Source organism: Bradyrhizobium yuanmingense, from assembly GCF_900094575.1.
Classification (GTDB): domain Bacteria; phylum Pseudomonadota; class Alphaproteobacteria; order Rhizobiales; family Xanthobacteraceae; genus Bradyrhizobium; species Bradyrhizobium yuanmingense.
In genome coordinates this window covers 255,264-272,942 of sequence record NZ_FMAE01000005.1, presented here as the reverse complement: position 1 = coordinate 272,942, position 17,679 = coordinate 255,264, and the positions used below count along the sequence as shown (strand labels likewise).

The following is a 17,679-nucleotide window of genomic DNA, read 5'->3' as shown; positions in this document are numbered from 1 at the left end:
CTTGATTTTATTGGTGAGCGCGCTGGGGCTCGAACCCAGGGCCGGGAGCCTGGATCGGGCAATGAACCAAGAGCATGCGAGGCGACTATTTCACCGACATGGAGCAGGACGACAGCGACGCTGAGGACGATGATCCGGAGGAGGCGAAGCAGCAGCCTCCGGAAATGTGCCCGTGCGCTTGATTCTGCTCATGCCATAGCGGTTGTCTCACGAGTCTCGAAATCGAACGCTGCCGGGCTCGAAATACATGTCCCGGCAGCGTGTCATTCTCAAACTGAGCGCTGAAATCCCAGTTGGCTTCGACTGTGCAACGGACATGCCACAGGCTTGTGACAGGAGCCCGCCGGTTCGCGCTGGCGGGCCTTTGATAGCTTAATAGTAATGGCGCCTTGGGCGGTGATAATAGTCGCCATAACCGTAATATCCCTGCCGGCCCTGCTGAAACTGTGGCGGCACCGTGCCGTTGGGGTAGCACCGACCGTCTCGAATATCGACGTCGGCGCCGTGGCCGCATCGGACGGGATGTCTACCGTAGCCTCCACCGTAACCTCCGCCGCCGCGATGATAGTACTGCCGCGCAGCCTGTTCTTGAGGAGGGAGGGCTCCGTTCGGATAACACATGCCGTCTCGGGCGCTCAGATCCCAACCGTGGCCGCATGGAGGCGGGTGTCTTGGCACACCATACTGGACCTGCTGGATGGGTGGCTGAACCAGCCCCGGCACGGGCGGGCCCATAAGTAATGCTGCGGCGAGCACGGAAACGATCATCTGAGAATCTCCATGGGGCGCAGCGTGCCTCAGCACGTATGAACCCGCTGTGAATGGCACGGCTCACGTTGGCGGCTTCTTCGCAAAGCCTAGGGTTAGCACCATAACCACTGCCAAGAGAACCCAGCCGACAATATCGATGGCGGTCATGGCTGCACCCGGCGAGTGTGCACACTGTGTGCAGGCCCCAAAAATCCCCTCAACTCGAAGGGCTGAATTTTGGCTCTAGGTGCTTGATTAGCTTGGTGAGCGCGCTGGGGCTCGAACCCAGGACCCCGTGATTAAAAGTCACGTGCTCTACCGGCTGAGCTACGCGCTCCCATGGCCGCTGATGGCTCGAAGAGATCGCCATCGTGTTCGGACATTCGAGAGGCATGTCTTGCCGCTTCGCCTAGAGATCGCGTCGCGGGGAAAACCGGCTGTTTCCGGATCATGCCTTCGGCCCGCGCTGTGTAGGGGGAGTGGCTGCGGAGGTCAATAGTGCGGGTGGTTGCCGAAGATCGCGGCAGGATCGGGGATTTGCCTGGGCTATCCGTCGCTTAGGCCAAAATTCTCACCTCGATTGGCGGCCGGTCATCCACGCCGGAGACCGCGTGATTCCAGGCACGAGGCCGAAGACCGGCGTGGAGCAGGATCAGTTCGTCTCCCGCCGGACCTCGCTCGGCACCGGCTGCGGCGTGCCGGTCGGGTGGGGCAGCGCGACCGGGCGCAAGCCGATCAGCTCGGCGGTGCGGATCGCGCTGTCGCGCCAGAACTGGAACGAGTTGATGCGGCTGAGCTCGAGGATGGCGATGGCGACCGCGGCGAGGAACGGCAGGCTCTGCAGCACCAAAACGCCGGCGAAGATGTAGATCTCGGTGATCTGCTTGTAGCTGTTGGTGGCGATCAGCACGCCGGCGCCGACCAGGAGCAGGGTGCCGATCACGGCTTCCCAGAACGCCTGGAACTCGATCGACATGCGGGACAGGCCGCCTTTGGAGGTGCGGGCGAAGGCGATGTGCTCGGTGATCAGGCCCTGCGCCACCGCGCGCGACACCGTCCATTGCACGCTCATCGCCGCGATCATGGCGCCCAGCATCTGGCCGGGCTTGATGGCGACGCGGGCGCGGTACATCGACAGGAAGTGCACCAGCGAGACGATGAACGCGCCGATAATCGGCAGCGTCAGGATCTTGTCGGGAATGGCGATGTCGGCGAAGGCGACGATCGGCACCCAGATGAGGTTGAGCAGCGCCACGACCACGCCGAGGCTTTCGGCGCCCAGCCAGTTCAGCCAGCCGAGGCCATATTCGCGCTTCTGGTCGGGCGTCAGCCGGCTCGCGCCGGGCAGGAAGCGGCGCCAATGCTTCTTCACGATCTGCAGGCCGCCATAGGCCCAGCGGTGCCGCTGCTTCTTGAAGGCTTCATAGGTGTCCGGCAGTAGGCCTGCGCCGTAGCGGGTGTTGGTGTAGTGGGTGGTCCAGCCGAGCTCTTGGATGGCAAGGCCGAGATCTGAGTCCTCGCAGATCGTGTCGCTCGACCAGCCGCCGGCCATGTCCATCGCGGCGCGGCGGATCAGGCACATCGTGCCGTGCACGATGATGGCGTTGGCCTCGTTGCGCTGGACCATGCCGATGTCGAAGAAGCCGGCATATTCGCCGTTCATGATGTAGTGCATGATCGACAGATCGCCGTCGCGGTGCTCCTGCGGCGCCTGCACGAGGCCGACGCGCGGGTCGGCAAAAGCAGGCACGAGGTCCTTCAGCCAATCGGGCTCGACGACATAGTCAGCATCGAGAATGCCGATGATCTCGGCATCCGCCGCGGTGCGGTCCATCGCGATCCGCAGCGCGCCGGCCTTGAAGCCCTGCACCTTCTCGGCGTTGATGAACTTGAAGCGTTCACCGAGCGCGCGGCAATGGTCCTGGATCGGCTGCCAGAAGGCGGGATCCGGCGTGTTGTTGATGATGACCACGCATTCGTAGTTCGGGTAGTTCAGCCGCGACAGCGCATCCAGCGTCTGCTTCAGCATCTCGACGGGCTCGAAATAAGCGGGGATATGGATCGAGACCTTGGGGCAGTAATCCTCGGGCACGTTCTCGACCGGCTTGTTCTTGGCGATCAGGCGCTGCGGCGGCCGGCCGAAGGCAACCGCGGCGATCTCGTCGATGCGCGCCATCGCGATGAGGACCAGCGGAACAAGGAGGATCATGCCGAGCGTCAGCGCGAAAGCCGAGCCGAACAGGAAGTAGTGGCCGTTCCAATAGGCGAACACGGTCGCGGCCCAGGCGCCGACGCCGTTGGCGGTCGCCGACAGCAGGAAGGCTTGCTTCGCGGTCGCCTTCTCGATCCGCAGGATCGGTAACGACAGCAGCACGCCGACCAGCAGCGCGATGCCCATCAGCTTCCAATAATCGGGGTTCTCGACCGGGCCGGTCCAGGCGAATTTCGGCTCGCCGCTGGCATTGAGGACGCCCCAATACGGACCGACGCCGCCTTCGAAGAATTTCCAGGGCCGATCGAGGGCTTCGACGATGTTGTAGTCCATGCCGAGCGCTTCGGCGCGGGTGACGAAGTTGCGCAAGGTCAGCGCCTGCTGGAACGGACCTGGATCTGCGTTGCGCAAATTATAGCCTGCGCTCGGCCAGCCGAACTCGGCGATCACGATGCGCTTGCCCGGGAACTGATTGCGCAGGAGGTCGTAGCGGTCCACGGCCTGGTCGACGGCCTGATCCGAACGGAAGTTTTCCCAATAGGGCAGCACGTGCGCGGCGATGAAGTCGACGCTGGAGGCGAGGTCCGGAAAATCGCGCCAGATGTTCCAGATCTCGCCCGTCGTCACGGGAACACGGACCGCGCTCTTGACCTTCTTGATCTTGCTGATGAGGTCCTCGACCTTCATCTCGCCGCGGTAGATCACCTCGTTGCCGACCACGATGCCGATCACGTTGCTGTTCTTGCGGGCGAGCTCGATGGCGGCCTTGATCTCCCGCTCGTTGCGATCCTCGTCCTTGTCGATCCACGCGCCGACCGTGACCTTGAGGCCGAACTCGGCCGCGATCGGCGGCACCAGCTCGCTGCCTTCCGTCGCGGTGTAGGACCGTATAGCTCGCGTGAGGGTCGACAGCTTCTTCAAGTCCGCGCGAATCTTGTCAGGGTCGACCTTGAGGTCGACGACATGGCCCGGTTCGAACGGCGTATAGGACAGGCTCGGCACCAGGCCCTTGAAGTCCGGCGCAGGTTCCCTGTCGCGCAGGACTCCCCAACTGCCTGCGTGGAGCGCAGACACGAGCAACAGAACGGCGGCGACAACGCGCATCGCGGCTAAACCAATAGGGGCTGAGGTGGCAGGGAAGCGGATCCGACCCCGAGATCCGACCAAGTCCGCGGCAAAGGGAGCATATCTCTGCCGCGCGGTTTCACAACTGTCATGGCCTCATGTCCTTATGAGGGCATGGCCTTTTCGAACGACGCGCGGCAGTGCCAACCGTCTCTATGGCCGGTCGTTCCTGAACGGCAGCTGAAACGACCGGAGCTATTTTGGCTTGGGCTATTTCGCCGGCGTGGGGGACGGGCTTGCCGCAGGCGAGGGGCTCGCGGCCGGCTGCGGCTGCGCATTGGCGGCCGGCGCTGCCGGCTGGGCGGCCGCGGCCGCCGCCTGCTGCGGCTGGGCGGCCGGGTTGATCCAGCACGCGTGCACGCGGCTATCCAGAGTTTCGGCCACCTTGGGGTCGATCTGGCCGCCGAAACGGGTCAGGCAGCGGAACGCGGCCTGGATGTGGCCGCCGGGACAGCCGAAGCGGTCGTAGAGGTCGAGATGACGGAATGCGGTATCGAGGTCGTCCCGCCACATCAGCCGCACCACGCGCCGGCCGAGCCAGACGCATTCGGGATTGCCGGCCGGGCCGTTGATGACCTGGGCGGCTTCTGCGAACTCGTCGGTGCGGCGCTGATTCTGGGCGGCGTCCTTGGCGGCGTCGGCGGGCTGGGCGGCCGCCTTGCCCTGTTCGGGGCCCGGCGGACCGCTCTGGGCGGAAGCGCCGCCAGCACCGGTCAGAACGAGCAGGCAGGAGACGGCCAAGGTGGCGGCGAACTGCCGCAGGACCGCATTTCGTGACTCGAACACCCGTTGCCGCATGAATTCCCCAATGTATGCGCTGGCCGTCCGCGTCAGGAGCCCCGCGGACGCGCTAGCTGATGGCGTCCAAATGGGTCTCCAATGCGGCGGAAAAGTCTTTCGGAGTCCATGACCTGTATTTCGAATTTTGTCCAGCAAAGTCACGATCCTAGATCACGGTGAACCGGCGCAGGTAAATTCCTTGGGGGCGCAAGGGATCCACCGGACGTGCCCCCTTGGCAGACGGCGTGCGAGAAGGTAATCGACGGCCCTTCGCGGAGGACGGAACCGATTTCTCTTCGTACGCCACTGGCGCTTCTGCTCGTCTCACTGGGTGCGATCGCTGCCGTGTGGTGGTGGCTTGCCACGCCGATCACGCTCGCGCGCGCCCCGATCGATCCCGCCGACAAGGTTCAATGCGTCTCCTACGCGCCGTTCCGCGGCGAGCAGTCGCCGCTGGACGCATGGACCCATATCGATGCCGACCAGATCGAACAGGACCTGCGCCAGCTCAAGGAGATCACCGACTGCGTCCGCACCTATTCGCTGGAGAACGGGCTCGACCAGGTGCCGGCGGTCGCCGCCAAGGTCGGCGGGATGAAGGTGCTGCAGGGCATCTGGCTCTCGAGCAACCGCACCAAGAACTACGAGCAGGCCGGGCTCGCCATTCGCCTCATCAAGCAATTCCCTGACGTCATCACCTCCGTCATCGTCGGCAACGAGGTGCTGCTGCGCGGTGAGATGACGACGGCGGACCTCGTCGCTCTCATCCGCCTGGTTAAGACCCAGGTCGGCGTGCCCGTGACCTATGCCGATGTGTGGGAATATTGGCTGAAGAACCGCGAGGTGTATGACGCCGTCGACTTCGTCACGATTCATATCCTGCCCTATTGGGAGGATTTCCCGATCAGGGCGAAGTTCGCTGCCGCCCATGTCGAACAGATCCGCGAGCGCATGGCGGTGGCGTTTCCCGGCAAGGAGATCCTGATCGGCGAAACCGGCTGGCCGAGCGCGGGCCGCATGCGCGACGGCGCACTGCCCTCGCGCACCAATCAGGCGCGCGTCGTCTCGGAAATCCTCGGCCTTGCGAAGGCGCAGAAGTTCCGCGTCAATCTCATCGAGTCCTACGACCAGCCCTGGAAGCGCAGGCTGGAAGGCACCGTCGGCGGCTATTGGGGCCTCTACGACTCGGTGCGCAGGAGCCTGAAATATCCGCCGGGACAGCCGATCAGCAATTTCCCGTACTGGAAATGGTACATGGGCGCCGGCATGGGGCTTTCCGTCCTGGTGTTCGCTGTCGCGCTGATCACGCTGCGCCGCCGGCCGTGGACACCGCGTTTCCCGGCCTGGCTCGGCGTCGGCATCTCGGCGACGACCGCCGGAATCCTGCTCGGGATCGGCGCCGACAAGATGTACTACGAGAGCTACGGGATCGGCGGCTGGCTGCTCTGGGGCGCGTTGCTGCTGGCCGGCATCCTGTCGCCGATCTTCTGCGCGCAGGCGATGGTGATCGGCCGCAGCCTGCCGACCTTCCTCGACCTGCTCGGCCCGCGCGAGGGCCGGAAATGGTCGAAGCTCACGGCGGTGCTCGGCCTGACGCTGGCGGTGACCGCGGTGATCGCTTCCGCGACCGCGCTCGGCTTCGTGTTCGATCCGCGCTACAAGGATTTTCCTTACGCCGCGCTGACGATGGCTGTGGTGCCGTTTGCGCTTCTGATGCTGAACCGGCCGCAGATCGGCCAGCGTCCGATCGCCGAAGCGGTGTTCGCGGGGGTGCTGGCGCTGTCCGCCGTGTACGTGCTGTTCAACGAAGGTCGCGACAATTGGCAGTCGCTGTGGACCTGCGCGATCTATCTGTTGTTCGCGCTCACGCTGTGGCGGGCGCGGGCCGAGCAAAGCCAAGGATAAGCAGGCCGATCGCAAGGCCCGACAGCACGACATTGTAGAGCACGATGCCGAGGCCGGCGGCGATGAGGCCGACGGTCAGCAGCACGATCGACGGCCGCATCAGGTTCAGCGTCGCAACCACCAGCGCCACGATGCCGAACACCGAATTCTTGAACAGCACGGTCGAGACCGAGCGCGACTTGCAGACCAGGGTCTGAAGCCCGGCGTCGCAGGCGAGCGCGACCTGCGAAAACTCGATCGCGAGATAGCGCACGTAGAGCGCGCAGCCGACGGTGACGAATCCGACCACGAGCAGGAACTGCACCTGGTAGGGCGTGAGGCGGAAGGGCTTCTTTGTCATGGCGGCAATATGGTCGGGAAGGCGCGGCCAGGCAACAGGGCAGGCGAGGTTTCTGTTGATCCGCCCGGGCACTCTCCAGGAACACGCGAGCCTCCCGCTGGTTCTCAACATTGTGTTGCCAACACCGCCTAGGAGTGAGGCATGGACAAGCCGACGCAGGAGCAGCTGAGCGAGCTCAAGAGGCTGAGCAAGGAGGCGCGGGTCGAGGATTGGTCGGACATCGTCCAGTCCAAGGACGAGGCGGAGATGCGCATCCGCGATCTGAAGGAGAAGGCGCGCATGGAATAGGTCATCGCCTGCGCCAAGGGCGATCAAGGACGATCAGCTGCGACCTTGCGTGTTCCGGCTCTGCTCCGCCAGCCGGCGCTCGTATTTTTCCGCCAAGGCGAGCAGTCGCTTCCTGATGTGGGGATCGGCCAGCTCGGCCAGTTCGCGGATCAACGCGAGTTGCTCACGCAGAAAGTTCGCGTCCGTCATCTCCGCTCCGAATCAAGTCCGGTGCGGAGTGTGCCGTGTCAGGTTGGTCTCGTTCGTATCATTTGGTACTTGGGCGGAGGCATGAAGCCGCTCACCGGCCATGTGCGACTACCAGACTTACTTCAACCCCAGGCGACGTTCGAGCCAGCTGAGCGCGAACAGCACGAATAACGTGACTGCGATGGCAGCGCCCACCAGCAGCCAGGCGCCCAGCGCGCAGGCGATGCCAAGACCGGCAGCGATCCAGACAGTCGCCGCCGTAGTGAGGCCATGAACCGTCTTGGCCTTGACGTCGTGCAGGATGACGCCCGCACCGATGAAGCCGACGCCGCTCAGCACGCCGGTAACAATGCCTTGGACCACCCTCGAGACCGCATCCGGGTGGTCGCGCAAATTCTGAAACTCGATCACGGAAATCGAGATCAGCGCAGAGCCCAAGGCCACCAGCGCCAGGGTGCGCATGCCCACCGGCTTGTCGTTCATGTCGCGGTCGATGCCGATCACGAGGCCCGTAGCCGCCGCGACGAGTAGCCTCAGCACATCATCCAGTTCGTTCATCAAGACCCGCGTTTCTGGAGGGGCGACGCTTCGCGCACGTCGGACATGGACCTGCGAACTTGCTGCCAAGCGCGGCCGAGGTCCAAGCGTCCGTTGGTCGCATGCTGGCTGCGTGCGCCGGGACCGAGGCGTCATTGTCGCCTGAAGAACGACGACAGCGTCGATCCCGCGGACGACGCTGCCGCCTCCGGTTTCGCCGGTGCTGGCGCCGGCTGCGCGGCGGGAGCGGGGGCGGGCTCGTCGCGCTTGGTGCGTTTTGAGGAGTAGCTGCGGCGGCGTTGCGGCTTTTCGGGCTTCGCGCTCGACACAGGGGCCGTTTCAGCTGGAGGGCCAGCGTCCTGGCTCGTCTCCGAACCCTTGTCCGGGACTCTGTCCTGAGTCTTCTCTTGCGCCTTGTCTTGTACCTTGTCCGGACCGCCACGCATCGACAGGCGCTGGCCATCGAACACGGTGGTCTCGCAGTGACGATTGCTCTCGGCGAGACCCGCGCAGAATTTTGCGGCGGCGGCGGCATTGACCAGGGGGCCGGCGCCCAGGCGGAGCTGCATGCCGAGGCCGGTGTTGCCTTCCTTGATCATGATGATCGGCCGCAGCGCTGCGATCTCCGGGTTGGACTTGGTCACGCCGCGCCAGAGCGCGCGCAGGCCGTCGATCGAGTTGGCGCCGCCGAGATCGATCGCAAAGCGCGTCTGCTGAACGGCGATGGCAGGGGATTCGCTCTCGGCTGGCTCTGGCGGCTTGGTTGCTGTCGCCACGATTTCGGCTGCGGCGGGCGCCGGCTCGGCCTTCTGCTCGGCTGTCTCAGGTTGAATCAGTTTCGATGCGGCCGGATCAGGTGGCGCCATGAGCGACTTGGCGGGCACCAGCGGAATGGTCGGCAGCGCCGAAGTCATGGCCGGATTCTGTTGCACGAGCGAGGCGGCGGCCGCGGTCTGCGGCGGCGGGCTCGGCGGCTCCTTCAACGTTTCCTTCTGAGCATCCTTTGGCGAATCCTTCTGAGCATCCTTGGCGGCTTCGCTGCGCGGCTTCTCGCTCGTCGCCGTCGGCGTCGAAGCAACCGGCGCGACATTGGGAGCCGCGGGTGCTGCGTCCTGCGGCTTCGCGCCCGGCGGCGGCGCGGCCGCTTGCTTCGCTATGGCGCCGGTGACGGAATCGAGCCCTTGCTCCAGCACGGTGACGCGCGAATACAGCCGGTCGCGGTCGCTGTTCAGCGTCTCGATCGCGGCGGCGAGCCGGCGCGCTTCGTTCTGGCTCTCCTTGGTCAGCAGCTGCAGCCGGTCGGCCTGGCGCACGAGATCGGCGGACGCAACCTGGTCGCGCCGCCAGCCGAGCTGGGCCTGGTTGGCCATCAGGGCAATGACGACGGCGCCGACGGCCGCCACGCCCCACGAGCCCAGCCGCCACATCATGCGCCGGTCGAAGGCACTTTCCTCGGCCAAAAGTCCGGAGAACAGCCCGCCGGTCTCCTTGGTGGAGAAAGCGTCCGCCAGTGGGTCGGATTCCTTTGCCATGAATGTTAAGCGCCCAGCCCCGTCCGGCTTCCCCGAATCAATCAGGGAACATTAACAGGAAAAGCGCGCCGCACTTGAATTCCGGGCGTTTGCGGGGGTAGCAAGGCGATAGCTTCCGAGGGCGTTGCCGCCCGTCCGCGCCAATTTGATTCGGCCATAGCTGTCAGGATTTCGATGACCGCCCGTTCCAGCCTCACGATCGTGCTCGCCGCCGGCGAAGGCACGCGCATGCGATCGAGCCTGCCGAAGGTGCTGCATCCGGTCGCGCACCGGAGTCTGCTCGCGCACGTGCTCGCCGCCGCACCCAAGGGAACCGGCACCTCGCTCGCGGTGGTGATCGGCCCCGATCATCAGGCGGTCGCCGACGAAGCCAAGCGCATCCGTCCCGACGCGCTGACCTTCGTGCAGGCCGAGCGGCTCGGCACCGCGCATGCGGTACTGGCGGCGCGCGAGGCGATCGCGAGCGGCGCCGACGATCTCCTCATCGCGTTCGGCGACACGCCGCTGATCTCGGCCGAGACCTTTGCGCGGCTGCGCGCGCCGCTCGCCCGCGGCGCAGCCATTGCCGCGCTCGGCTTTCGCGCCGCCGACCCGACCGGCTACGGCCGCTTCATCGTCGAGGGCGACCGCCTGGTTGCGATCCGCGAGCAGGCCGATGCCAGCGCGGACGAGCGCAAGATCGATCTGTGCAATGCCGGCGTGATGGCGATCGACGGTCGCCGTGCGCTCGACATTCTCGGGCAGATCGGCAATGCCAATTCCAAGGGCGAATATTATCTGACGGATGCGGTCGAAATCGTCCGCAGGCAGGGATGGGAGTCGGTGGTGATCGAAACCAGCGAGGACGAGGTGCGCGGCATCAACACCAAGGCGCAGCTCGCCGAGGCCGAAGCCGTAATGCAGGCGCGTTTGCGCAAGGCGGCGATGGAGGCCGGCGTCACGCTGATCGCGCCGGAGACGGTGTATCTGTCCGCTGACACCGTGTTCGGCAAGGACGTGACGATCGAGCCGTTCGTGGTGATCGGCCCCGGCGTGTCGATTGGGGACGGCGCGGTGATCCATTCGTTCTCGCATATCGTCGAGACTACGCTCGGCAGGAAGGTCTCGATCGGACCCTATGCGCGGCTGCGGCCCGGCACCTCGCTCGGCGACGGCGCGCGCATCGGCAATTTTGTGGAGACCAAGGCGGCGACGCTGGAGGCCGGCGTCAAGGTCAACCATCTCTCCTATATCGGCGATGCCACCGTCGGCGCCAATTCCAACATCGGCGCCGGCACCATCACCTGCAACTACGATGGCTTCAAGAAGCACAAGACAGTGATCGGGCAGGGCGCCTTCGTCGGCACCAACTCCTCGCTGGTCGCCCCGGTGACGATCGGCAATGGTGCCTATATCGGCTCGGGCTCGGTGATCACGAAGGACGTCCCCGACGACGCGATGGCGCTGGAGCGGAGCCCGCAGACGATCCGGGATGGCGGCGCGGCGCGCTATCGCGAGATGAAGACCGGCGGCAAGAAGCCGGAGACGTGAGCGGCGCTATTCTTCGTCGGCGAATTCGGAGAAGATCGCGCGGGTCAGGCGCCAGCCGCGCGGCTTGGCGCGCTTCACCGGCTCGCCTTCGGGATGCTTGATGAAGAGGGGCTTGTTCTCTTTGCCGCGCAGCGGCGGCGGCCAATGCGCAAGGTGCGTGCCCGTGGTCTCGCTGGCGCGCAGATACATCGACGACAGACCCTTGCGGTCGGATGAGCCTTTCATGGCCTGGTTCTCCTGACCGGAATCGTTGGCCAAATGTATTGACAATCGGTTAACGTGCGCGGTTTAAGCCGGCCAATTCGACGCAGACGACGCAGCGGTCGCGGGCCCGTGCTGTCTCAATCAGCAATAATTATTGAGTATCTGGTTCCCTGCTATTTTCGCTAAAAACCGGGCGCGTCGTTTAGGCGATTTTTTCGACGATTTGGGGGATAGTGATCCGCATGTGCGGGATTGTCGGCATTCTCGGGCGCGAGCCGGTTGCAGAGCAATTGGTGGATTCGCTCAAACGCCTCGAATATCGCGGCTACGATTCCGCGGGCGTGGCCACGCTCGAAGGCAAGCACCTGGAGCGCCGCCGCGCCGAGGGCAAGCTGAAGAATCTGGAGAAGCGGCTGGAGGCCGAGCCGCTCAAGGGCACCACCGGGATCGGTCACACGCGCTGGGCCACCCACGGCAAGCCGACCGTCAACAACGCCCACCCGCACGCGACCGAGCGCGTCGCCGTGGTCCACAACGGCATCATCGAGAATTTCCGCGAGCTGCGCGAGGAGCTCGAAAAGAAGGGCACGGTGTTCCACACCGAGACCGACACCGAGATCGTGCTGCATCTCGTCGACGATTTGCTCACGCGCGGCAATAAGCCCGTGGAAGCGGTGAAGCTGACGCTGGCGCGCCTGCGCGGCGCCTTCGCGCTCGGCTTCATCTTCGCTGGCGACAACGACCTCATGATCGGCGCCCGCAACGGCCCGCCGCTGGCGATCGGCTACGGCGACGGCGAGATGTATCTCGGCTCGGACGCCATCGCGCTCGGCCCGTTCACCGACACGATCAGCTATCTCGAGGACGGCGACTGGGTGGTGCTGACCCGCAAGAGCGCCGCGATCTTCGACAAGGACGGCCATGCCGTCCAGCGCGACAAGATCAGGCACGCCGCCTCGACCTCGCTGGTCGACAAGGCCAATTACCGTCACTTCATGGCCAAGGAGATCCACGAGCAGCCGGAGGTGGTCGGCCACACGCTGGCGCGCTACGTCGACATGGCAACCGAGCGCGTCGCGCTGCCGGTCGCGCTGCCGTTCCATTTCAAGAACATCCAGCGCATCAACATCACCGCCTGCGGCACAGCGAGCTATGCCGGGTTCGTTGCCAAATACTGGTTCGAGCGCTTTGCGCGCCTGCCGGTCGAGGTCGACGTCGCCTCCGAATTCCGCTACCGCGAGGCGCCCTTGCGCAAGGGCGACCTCGCCATCTTCATCTCGCAGTCGGGCGAGACCGCCGACACGCTGGCGGCGCTGCGCTATGCCAAGGCCGAGGGCGTGCACACGATCGCGGTCGTCAACGTGCCGACCTCGACGATCGCGCGCGAGAGCGAGACGGTGCTGCAGACGCTGGCGGGACCCGAGATCGGCGTCGCCTCGACCAAGGCGTTCACCTGTCAGCTCATGGTGCTGGCAAACCTTGCGATCGCGGCCGGCAAGGCGCGCGGCGAATTGTCGGACGAGGACGAGACCAAGCTGGTCCACGGGCTCGTCGAGGTTCCGCGCCTGATGGCCGATGCGCTCACGAGCGAGCTCCAGATCGAGAAGCTAGCGCACCGGATCGCCAAGTCGCGCGACGTGCTGTATCTTGGCCGCGGCACCAGCTTCCCGCTGGCGCTCGAAGGTGCGCTCAAGCTGAAGGAGATCTCCTACATCCACGCCGAGGGCTATGCCGCCGGCGAGCTCAAGCACGGCCCCATCGCGCTGATCGACGAGACCATGCCGGTCGTCGTCATCGCACCCCACGACCGCGTGTTCGAGAAGACCGTCTCCAACATGCAGGAGGTCGCCGCGCGCGGCGGCAACATCATCCTCATGACCGATGCCAAGGGCGCGGCGGAGGCGACGGTCGAGTCCCTCATCACCATCGTCATGCCCGATATGGCAGCAGCCTTCACGCCGATGGTCTATGCCGTCCCGGTGCAGCTGCTCGCCTATCACACGGCCGTCGTGATGGGGACCGACGTCGACCAGCCGCGCAACCTCGCAAAATCGGTGACCGTGGAATAGGCAATCTGGATATCGATCGGCCGCTCTCTTCCAAAACCTGCTAGAAGACCCTAGCTTGTGGTAGCGACCGACCTGGAACCCGAATGACCCCCCGCGACGACGCGCCTGCGCCTCTTGATCCCGTTCCGGAACCGCATACCGGCCTGATGGGCCGTTTCCGCAATTATTTCCTGACCGGCCTCGTGGTGACGGGGCCGATTGCGATCACCCTCTATCTGGTCTGGTGGTTCGTTACCTGGGTCGACGGCGTGGTGCGGCCGTTCGTGCCGCTGGCCTACCGGCCGGAAACCTATCTTCCCTACGTCATTCCCGGCTGGGGACTGATTGTCGCATTCTTCACGCTGACGCTGGTCGGCTTCCTCGCGGCCAATCTGATCGGCCGCACGCTGGTCGATGTCGGCGAGACCTTTCTCGGCCGGATCCCGGCGGTGCGCGCGATCTATCGCGGCCTGAAGCAGGTGTTCGAGACGCTGTTCTCGGGCAAGGGCTCGAGCTTCCGGAAAGTGGGCCTGGTCGAGTTTCCTTCGCCGGGCATGTGGTCGATCGTGCTGATCTCGCAGTCGCCGAACGAGGACATCTCGCGCAGCCTGCCGGGGCAGGAGGAGCACGTGTCGGTGTTCCTGCCGTGCTCGCCGAACCCGACAACCGGCTTTTTCTTCTATGTCCCCAAGAGCAAGATCATCGAGGTCGATCTCACCGCCGAGGACGCCGCGACGCTGATCATGTCGGCCGGCGTGGTGCAGCCGGGCTCGTCGCCCGATCCGAAGAAGGCGGCCGCGCTTGCGGGCATGGCGAATGCCGCGCGTATCGCCAATGCCTCCACGCTCCGGCCCGAGCCTGCGAAGGCGGAGTAGGGCCATTCCGTTGCGGGATGGTCGCGTTCACGCGGGCGCATTCGTCCTCTGCTAGGCTCAGGTCGACCGAACCTGCCGCTCGGAATTCGACCTGGAGTGCACGATGTCCAAAACCATTGCGATCCTCGCCCCCGGCGCCATGGGCAGCGCCGTGGCCCGCCGCCTCAGCGAGAACGGTGCGCGCGTGCTGACGTCGCTCAAGGGGCGGAGCGGGGCGACGCTGAAACGCGCGGCGGACGCCGGCATGGTCGGCGCCGACGACGATGCGATCGCGGACGCCGACATCATCCTCTCGATCGTGCCGCCGGGCGAGGCCGTCGCGCTGGCCGAACGGCTGGCCGCGCTGATCGTCAGGCGCGAGAAGAAGCCGGTCGTGGTCGATTGCAACGCCGTCAATGTCGATACCGTGCAAAGAATCGAGGAGATCATCGGCTCGGTGCAGGCGCCGTTCGTCGATGCCGGCATCATCGGCTTTCCGCCGCAGCCAGGTGGCAAGAGCCCGGCCTTCTACATGTCGGGCGAGCACGCCAAGGACGTTGCCGTGCTTGGGGATCTCGGCCTCGACGTGCGGATCGTCGAAGGCCCGGTCGGCGCGGCCTCGGCGTTGAAAATGTCCTATGCCGGCGTCGTCAAGGGCCTCGCCGGCATCGGATCGGCGATGGTGATCGCAGCCACGAAGGCGGGCGCGGCCGATGCACTGCGCGACGAGCTCGCGCTGAGCCAGCCCGCCATCTTGGCGCGGCTCGAAGTCGCGCTGCCCGACATGATCCCGAAGGCCTATCGCTGGGTCGCCGAGATGCGGGAGATTTCAGGATTCCTCGGGCCCGATCATCCGGCCAGCCAGATCTACGAGGGCTTTGCGCGGTGGTTCGAGCATCTGGCGGAGGATGCGAAGGGGGAGGCTGTGGATGCGGGATTGATGAAGACCTTCGCGGCGAGCATCGCGCGGAAGAAGGCCTGATCGCGCGCATTCTCGCTCTCTCAACACGTCATTGCGAGCGCAGCGAAGCAATCCAGGCTGCCTCCGCGGGAAGATTCTGGATTGCTTCGCTGCGCTCGCAATGACGTGGAGGTTCCGGTGCCTTTGCGTCTGTCACGAATCTTGCGGCACTGCCTCAAAGTTAGCCCGCTCCGATCAGCGGAATCGCCTCGTCGCGCTCATAGAGATACAGCAGGCACCGCAGCGCTTCGCCGCGTTCGCCCTTCAGCTTCGGATCCTCCTTGAGGATTCGCAGCGCCTCGTCTCTTGCCTGGGCGATCAACTGGCCATGCACCTCCGGGCGCGCGATGCGGTAGCCGGGCAGGCCGCTCTGGCGCACGCCCAGCACGTCGCCTTCGCCGCGCAGCTTCAGGTCTTCCTCGGCGATGCGGAAGCCGTCGGTGGTCTCGCGGATCACTTTCAGCCGCGCCTTCGACATCTCGCCGAGCGGCTCGCCATAGAGCAGGATGCAGGTCGATGCTTCGGAGCCGCGCCCGATGCGGCCGCGGAGCTGGTGGAGCTGGGCAAGACCGAAACGCTCGGCGTTCTCGATCACCATGATGGTGGCGGCCGGAACGTCGACGCCGACCTCGACCACGGTGGTCGCGACCAGCAGGCCGATGTCGTGCGCGGCGAACTGGGCCATGACGCGGTCCTTCTCGGTGCCCTTCATCTGGCCGTGGACGAGGCCGACGCGATCGCCGAAGCGCTTTTGCAGGGTCTCGAAACGCTTGGTGGCGTTGGTGAGATGCTCGGTGCCCTCAGCCTCGGACTCCTCGACCAGCGGGCAGATCCAGTAGACCAGCTTGCCGGCTTCGAGCGCACGGCCGACGCCTTCCATGACCTCGCCGATGCGGCTCATCGGCACGGCGCGGGTATCGATGGGCTGGCGGCCGGCCGGCTTTTCGCGCAGCTCGGAGATGTCCATATCGCCGAAATAGGTCAGCACCAGCGTGCGCGGGATCGGCGTTGCGCTCAGCACCAGCACGTCGACAGCCTCGCCCTTGGACGTCAGCGCGAGGCGCTCGCGCACGCCGAAACGGTGCTGCTCGTCGACGATGGCGAGCGCGAGATCCCTGAACACGACATCGTCCTGGATCAGCGCATGGGTGCCGACGAGCAGGTCGATCCCGCCCTCGGCGAGCTCAGTGATGATCTCGCGCCGCTCCTTGCCCTTCTCGCGGCCGGTGAGGATCGCGACCCGCAATCCCGCGCGCTCGGCGAGCGGAGCGATGGTCTTGATGTGCTGGCGCGCCAGGATCTCGGTCGGGGCCATCAACGCGGCCTGCTTGCCGACCTCGGCGACCGCGGCGGCCGCGAGCAGCGCCACCACGGTCTTGCCGGAGCCGACGTCACCTTGCAGCAGGCGCAGCATGCGCAGCGGCTGCTTGAGGTCTTCGGCAATCGCCGCCGCAGCGTTGCGCTGTGACGGTGTGAGCGCGTAAGGAAGGGCATCGATGATCTTGTTGCGCAGATGCCCGTCGCCGGCATTGCGCACGCCCGCAGGACGGCGCAGCTGCGCGCGGATCAGGGCGAGCGCGAGCTGGCCGGCCAAGAGCTCGTCGAAGGCGAGGCGCGACCAGAACGGCCGGTCGGGCAAGATGTCGGTCAGCTCGACCGGCTGGTGCACGCGATTGAGCGCCTCCGCGATCGGCGGGAAGTCACATCGGCGCAGCACCTCCGGGCTGATCCATTCCGGCAGCGCGGGAAGCTTTTGCAGCGCCTGCGCGATCGCGCGGCGGAGCGAGCCGAGCGCGAGCCCTTCCGTCAGCGGATAGACCGGGTCGATCCCTGACAGCTTCGAGATCGCCTCCTCGTCGAGCACGCGATCGGGATGCACGATCTGCGGGATGCCGTCGTACATTTGCAGCGTGCCGGAGACGAAGCGCTTCTCGCCGACCGGCAAGAGCTTCTCGACAAAGCCCGGCTTGGCGCGGAAGAAGGTCAGCACCACGTCGCCGGTATCGTCGCTGGCGTAGACCAGATACGGCGCGCGCGAATTGCGCGGCGGCGGCGGGCGGTGACGATCGACGGTGACCTCCAGCGTCACCATGGTTCCAACGGCCGCGTCGCGGATCTTCGGCCGGGCCCGGCGGTCGATCACCTGGCTCGGCAGATGCAAGAGCAGATCGACTAGCCGCGGCGTCTCGCTGCGGCTGAGCAGGTACTGCAACAGCTTGTCCTGCTTCGGACCGACGCCGGACAGGCTGGTCACGGGAGCAAACAGTGGATTGAGCAGGCTGGGGCGCATTCGGGGAATCTAAGATCGTTCCTCGCCGTCATGCCCGGCTTTATGCCGGGCATCCACGGCTTTTTTTCCGCGCGACGTGGATGGCCGGGACATAGGCGAGCGGAAGCGACGCCGTCCTTCAGACGGCTATGCCC

14 protein-coding genes and 1 tRNA gene are annotated in these 17,679 nt (G+C 65.4%); 6 read left to right on the top strand and 9 right to left on the bottom strand.

Annotation, left to right across the window (positions count from 1 at the left end):
• Positions 1-1,011: 1,011 nt before the first annotated feature.
• From GA0061099_RS18640 to GA0061099_RS18630, 3 genes are all read right to left on the bottom strand, one after another.
• A tRNA-Lys gene (locus GA0061099_RS18640) sits at positions 1,012-1,087 on the bottom strand.
• 315 nt (positions 1,088-1,402) lie between these two features.
• Positions 1,403-4,066 carry a glycosyltransferase gene (locus GA0061099_RS18635; RefSeq protein ID WP_036028126.1) on the bottom strand — a complete coding sequence of 888 codons (2,664 nt, stop codon included), beginning with the start codon at positions 4,064-4,066 and terminating at the stop codon, positions 1,403-1,405.
• Positions 4,067-4,297: 231 nt separating this feature from the next.
• On the bottom strand, positions 4,298-4,885 hold the full coding sequence (locus GA0061099_RS18630) for a hypothetical protein (protein ID WP_036012549.1): 588 nt from the start codon (positions 4,883-4,885) through the stop codon (positions 4,298-4,300).
• Between the two features lie 327 nt (positions 4,886-5,212).
• Here GA0061099_RS18630 and GA0061099_RS18625 point away from each other — a divergent pair, with 327 nt between their 5' ends.
• Positions 5,213-6,772 (top strand): glycoside hydrolase family 17 protein, encoded by a 1,560-nt coding sequence (locus GA0061099_RS18625; protein ID WP_036028124.1) that lies wholly within the window; start codon positions 5,213-5,215, stop codon positions 6,770-6,772.
• Here the strand turns inward: GA0061099_RS18625 and GA0061099_RS18620 are convergent.
• Entirely contained in the window at positions 6,732-7,112 is a 381-nt protein-coding gene (locus GA0061099_RS18620; RefSeq protein WP_036012544.1) for a hypothetical protein, read from the bottom strand. The two genes, GA0061099_RS18625 and GA0061099_RS18620, sit on opposite strands and share 41 nt — an antisense overlap.
• Positions 7,113-7,253: 141 nt before the next feature.
• On the opposite strand from GA0061099_RS18620, the gene GA0061099_RS41230 reads away from it, so the two are divergent.
• The gene (locus tag GA0061099_RS41230) at positions 7,254-7,400 is read left to right on the top strand and encodes a hypothetical protein (RefSeq protein WP_156447140.1); all 147 of its coding nucleotides are present in this window, start codon (positions 7,254-7,256) and stop codon (positions 7,398-7,400) included.
• 33 nt (positions 7,401-7,433) lie between these two features.
• Here GA0061099_RS41230 and GA0061099_RS41225 read toward each other — a convergent pair whose 3' ends face one another.
• From GA0061099_RS41225 to GA0061099_RS18610, 3 genes are all read right to left on the bottom strand, one after another.
• Positions 7,434-7,589, bottom strand: a complete 156-nt coding sequence (locus GA0061099_RS41225; RefSeq protein WP_157786023.1) for a hypothetical protein — start codon at positions 7,587-7,589, stop codon at positions 7,434-7,436.
• Positions 7,590-7,706: 117 nt separating this feature from the next.
• Positions 7,707-8,147 carry an MgtC/SapB family protein gene (locus GA0061099_RS18615; protein ID WP_036012541.1) on the bottom strand — a complete coding sequence of 147 codons (441 nt, stop codon included), beginning with the start codon at positions 8,145-8,147 and terminating at the stop codon, positions 7,707-7,709.
• A gap of 131 nt (positions 8,148-8,278) precedes the next feature.
• Positions 8,279-9,658, bottom strand: a complete 1,380-nt coding sequence (locus GA0061099_RS18610; RefSeq protein ID WP_036028123.1) for a hypothetical protein — start codon at positions 9,656-9,658, stop codon at positions 8,279-8,281.
• Positions 9,659-9,832: 174 nt separating this feature from the next.
• Between GA0061099_RS18610 and glmU the strand changes: the two genes are divergently transcribed.
• Positions 9,833-11,188, top strand: coding sequence for a bifunctional UDP-N-acetylglucosamine diphosphorylase/glucosamine-1-phosphate N-acetyltransferase GlmU (gene glmU / locus GA0061099_RS18605; protein WP_036028122.1), 1,356 nt, complete (start codon positions 9,833-9,835; stop codon positions 11,186-11,188).
• Between the two features lie 6 nt (positions 11,189-11,194).
• On the opposite strand, the gene GA0061099_RS18600 is transcribed toward glmU, so the two are convergent.
• Positions 11,195-11,413 (bottom strand): hypothetical protein, encoded by a 219-nt coding sequence (locus tag GA0061099_RS18600; RefSeq protein WP_036012532.1) that lies wholly within the window; start codon positions 11,411-11,413, stop codon positions 11,195-11,197.
• A gap of 221 nt (positions 11,414-11,634) precedes the next feature.
• Here GA0061099_RS18600 and glmS point away from each other — a divergent pair, with 221 nt between their 5' ends.
• The 3 genes from glmS (at position 11,635) to GA0061099_RS18585 (ending at position 15,276) form a co-directional block, all read left to right on the top strand.
• Entirely contained in the window at positions 11,635-13,461 is a 1,827-nt protein-coding gene (gene glmS, locus GA0061099_RS18595) for a glutamine--fructose-6-phosphate transaminase (isomerizing) (RefSeq protein ID WP_074447963.1), read from the top strand.
• 83 nt (positions 13,462-13,544) lie between these two features.
• Positions 13,545-14,315 (top strand): DUF502 domain-containing protein, encoded by a 771-nt coding sequence (locus GA0061099_RS18590; RefSeq protein ID WP_036012517.1) that lies wholly within the window; start codon positions 13,545-13,547, stop codon positions 14,313-14,315.
• A gap of 103 nt (positions 14,316-14,418) precedes the next feature.
• Positions 14,419-15,276: an NAD(P)-dependent oxidoreductase gene (locus tag GA0061099_RS18585; protein WP_036028116.1), complete on the top strand. Its 858-nt coding sequence runs from the start codon at positions 14,419-14,421 to the stop codon at positions 15,274-15,276.
• Positions 15,277-15,436: 160 nt separating this feature from the next.
• On the opposite strand, the gene recG is transcribed toward GA0061099_RS18585, so the two are convergent.
• Positions 15,437-17,545, bottom strand: coding sequence for an ATP-dependent DNA helicase RecG (gene recG / locus GA0061099_RS18580; protein WP_036028115.1), 2,109 nt, complete (start codon positions 17,543-17,545; stop codon positions 15,437-15,439).
• Positions 17,546-17,679: the final 134 nt, after the last annotated feature.

What these genes read in the sequence shown, in the direction of transcription:
- recG (WP_036028115.1), bottom strand. Translation starts at nt 17,545, where the DNA reads ATGCGCCCCAGCCTGCTCAATCCACTGTTTGCTCCCGTGACCAGCCTG.
- GA0061099_RS18620 (WP_036012544.1), bottom strand. Translation starts at nt 7,112, where the DNA reads ATGACAAAGAAGCCCTTCCGCCTCACGCCCTACCAGGTGCAGTTCCTG.
- GA0061099_RS18610 (WP_036028123.1), bottom strand. Translation starts at nt 9,658, where the DNA reads ATGGCAAAGGAATCCGACCCACTGGCGGACGCTTTCTCCACCAAGGAG.
- GA0061099_RS18615 (WP_036012541.1), bottom strand. Translation starts at nt 8,147, where the DNA reads ATGAACGAACTGGATGATGTGCTGAGGCTACTCGTCGCGGCGGCTACG.
- GA0061099_RS41225 (WP_157786023.1), bottom strand. Translation starts at nt 7,589, where the DNA reads ATGACGGACGCGAACTTTCTGCGTGAGCAACTCGCGTTGATCCGCGAA.
- GA0061099_RS18590 (WP_036012517.1), top strand. Translation starts at nt 13,545, where the DNA reads ATGACCCCCCGCGACGACGCGCCTGCGCCTCTTGATCCCGTTCCGGAA.
- GA0061099_RS18630 (WP_036012549.1), bottom strand. Translation starts at nt 4,885, where the DNA reads ATGCGGCAACGGGTGTTCGAGTCACGAAATGCGGTCCTGCGGCAGTTC.
- GA0061099_RS18635 (WP_036028126.1), bottom strand. Translation starts at nt 4,066, where the DNA reads ATGCGCGTTGTCGCCGCCGTTCTGTTGCTCGTGTCTGCGCTCCACGCA.
- GA0061099_RS18585 (WP_036028116.1), top strand. Translation starts at nt 14,419, where the DNA reads ATGTCCAAAACCATTGCGATCCTCGCCCCCGGCGCCATGGGCAGCGCC.
- GA0061099_RS41230 (WP_156447140.1), top strand. Translation starts at nt 7,254, where the DNA reads ATGGACAAGCCGACGCAGGAGCAGCTGAGCGAGCTCAAGAGGCTGAGC.
- glmS (WP_074447963.1), top strand. Translation starts at nt 11,635, where the DNA reads ATGTGCGGGATTGTCGGCATTCTCGGGCGCGAGCCGGTTGCAGAGCAA.
- GA0061099_RS18600 (WP_036012532.1), bottom strand. Translation starts at nt 11,413, where the DNA reads ATGAAAGGCTCATCCGACCGCAAGGGTCTGTCGTCGATGTATCTGCGC.
- glmU (WP_036028122.1), top strand. Translation starts at nt 9,833, where the DNA reads ATGACCGCCCGTTCCAGCCTCACGATCGTGCTCGCCGCCGGCGAAGGC.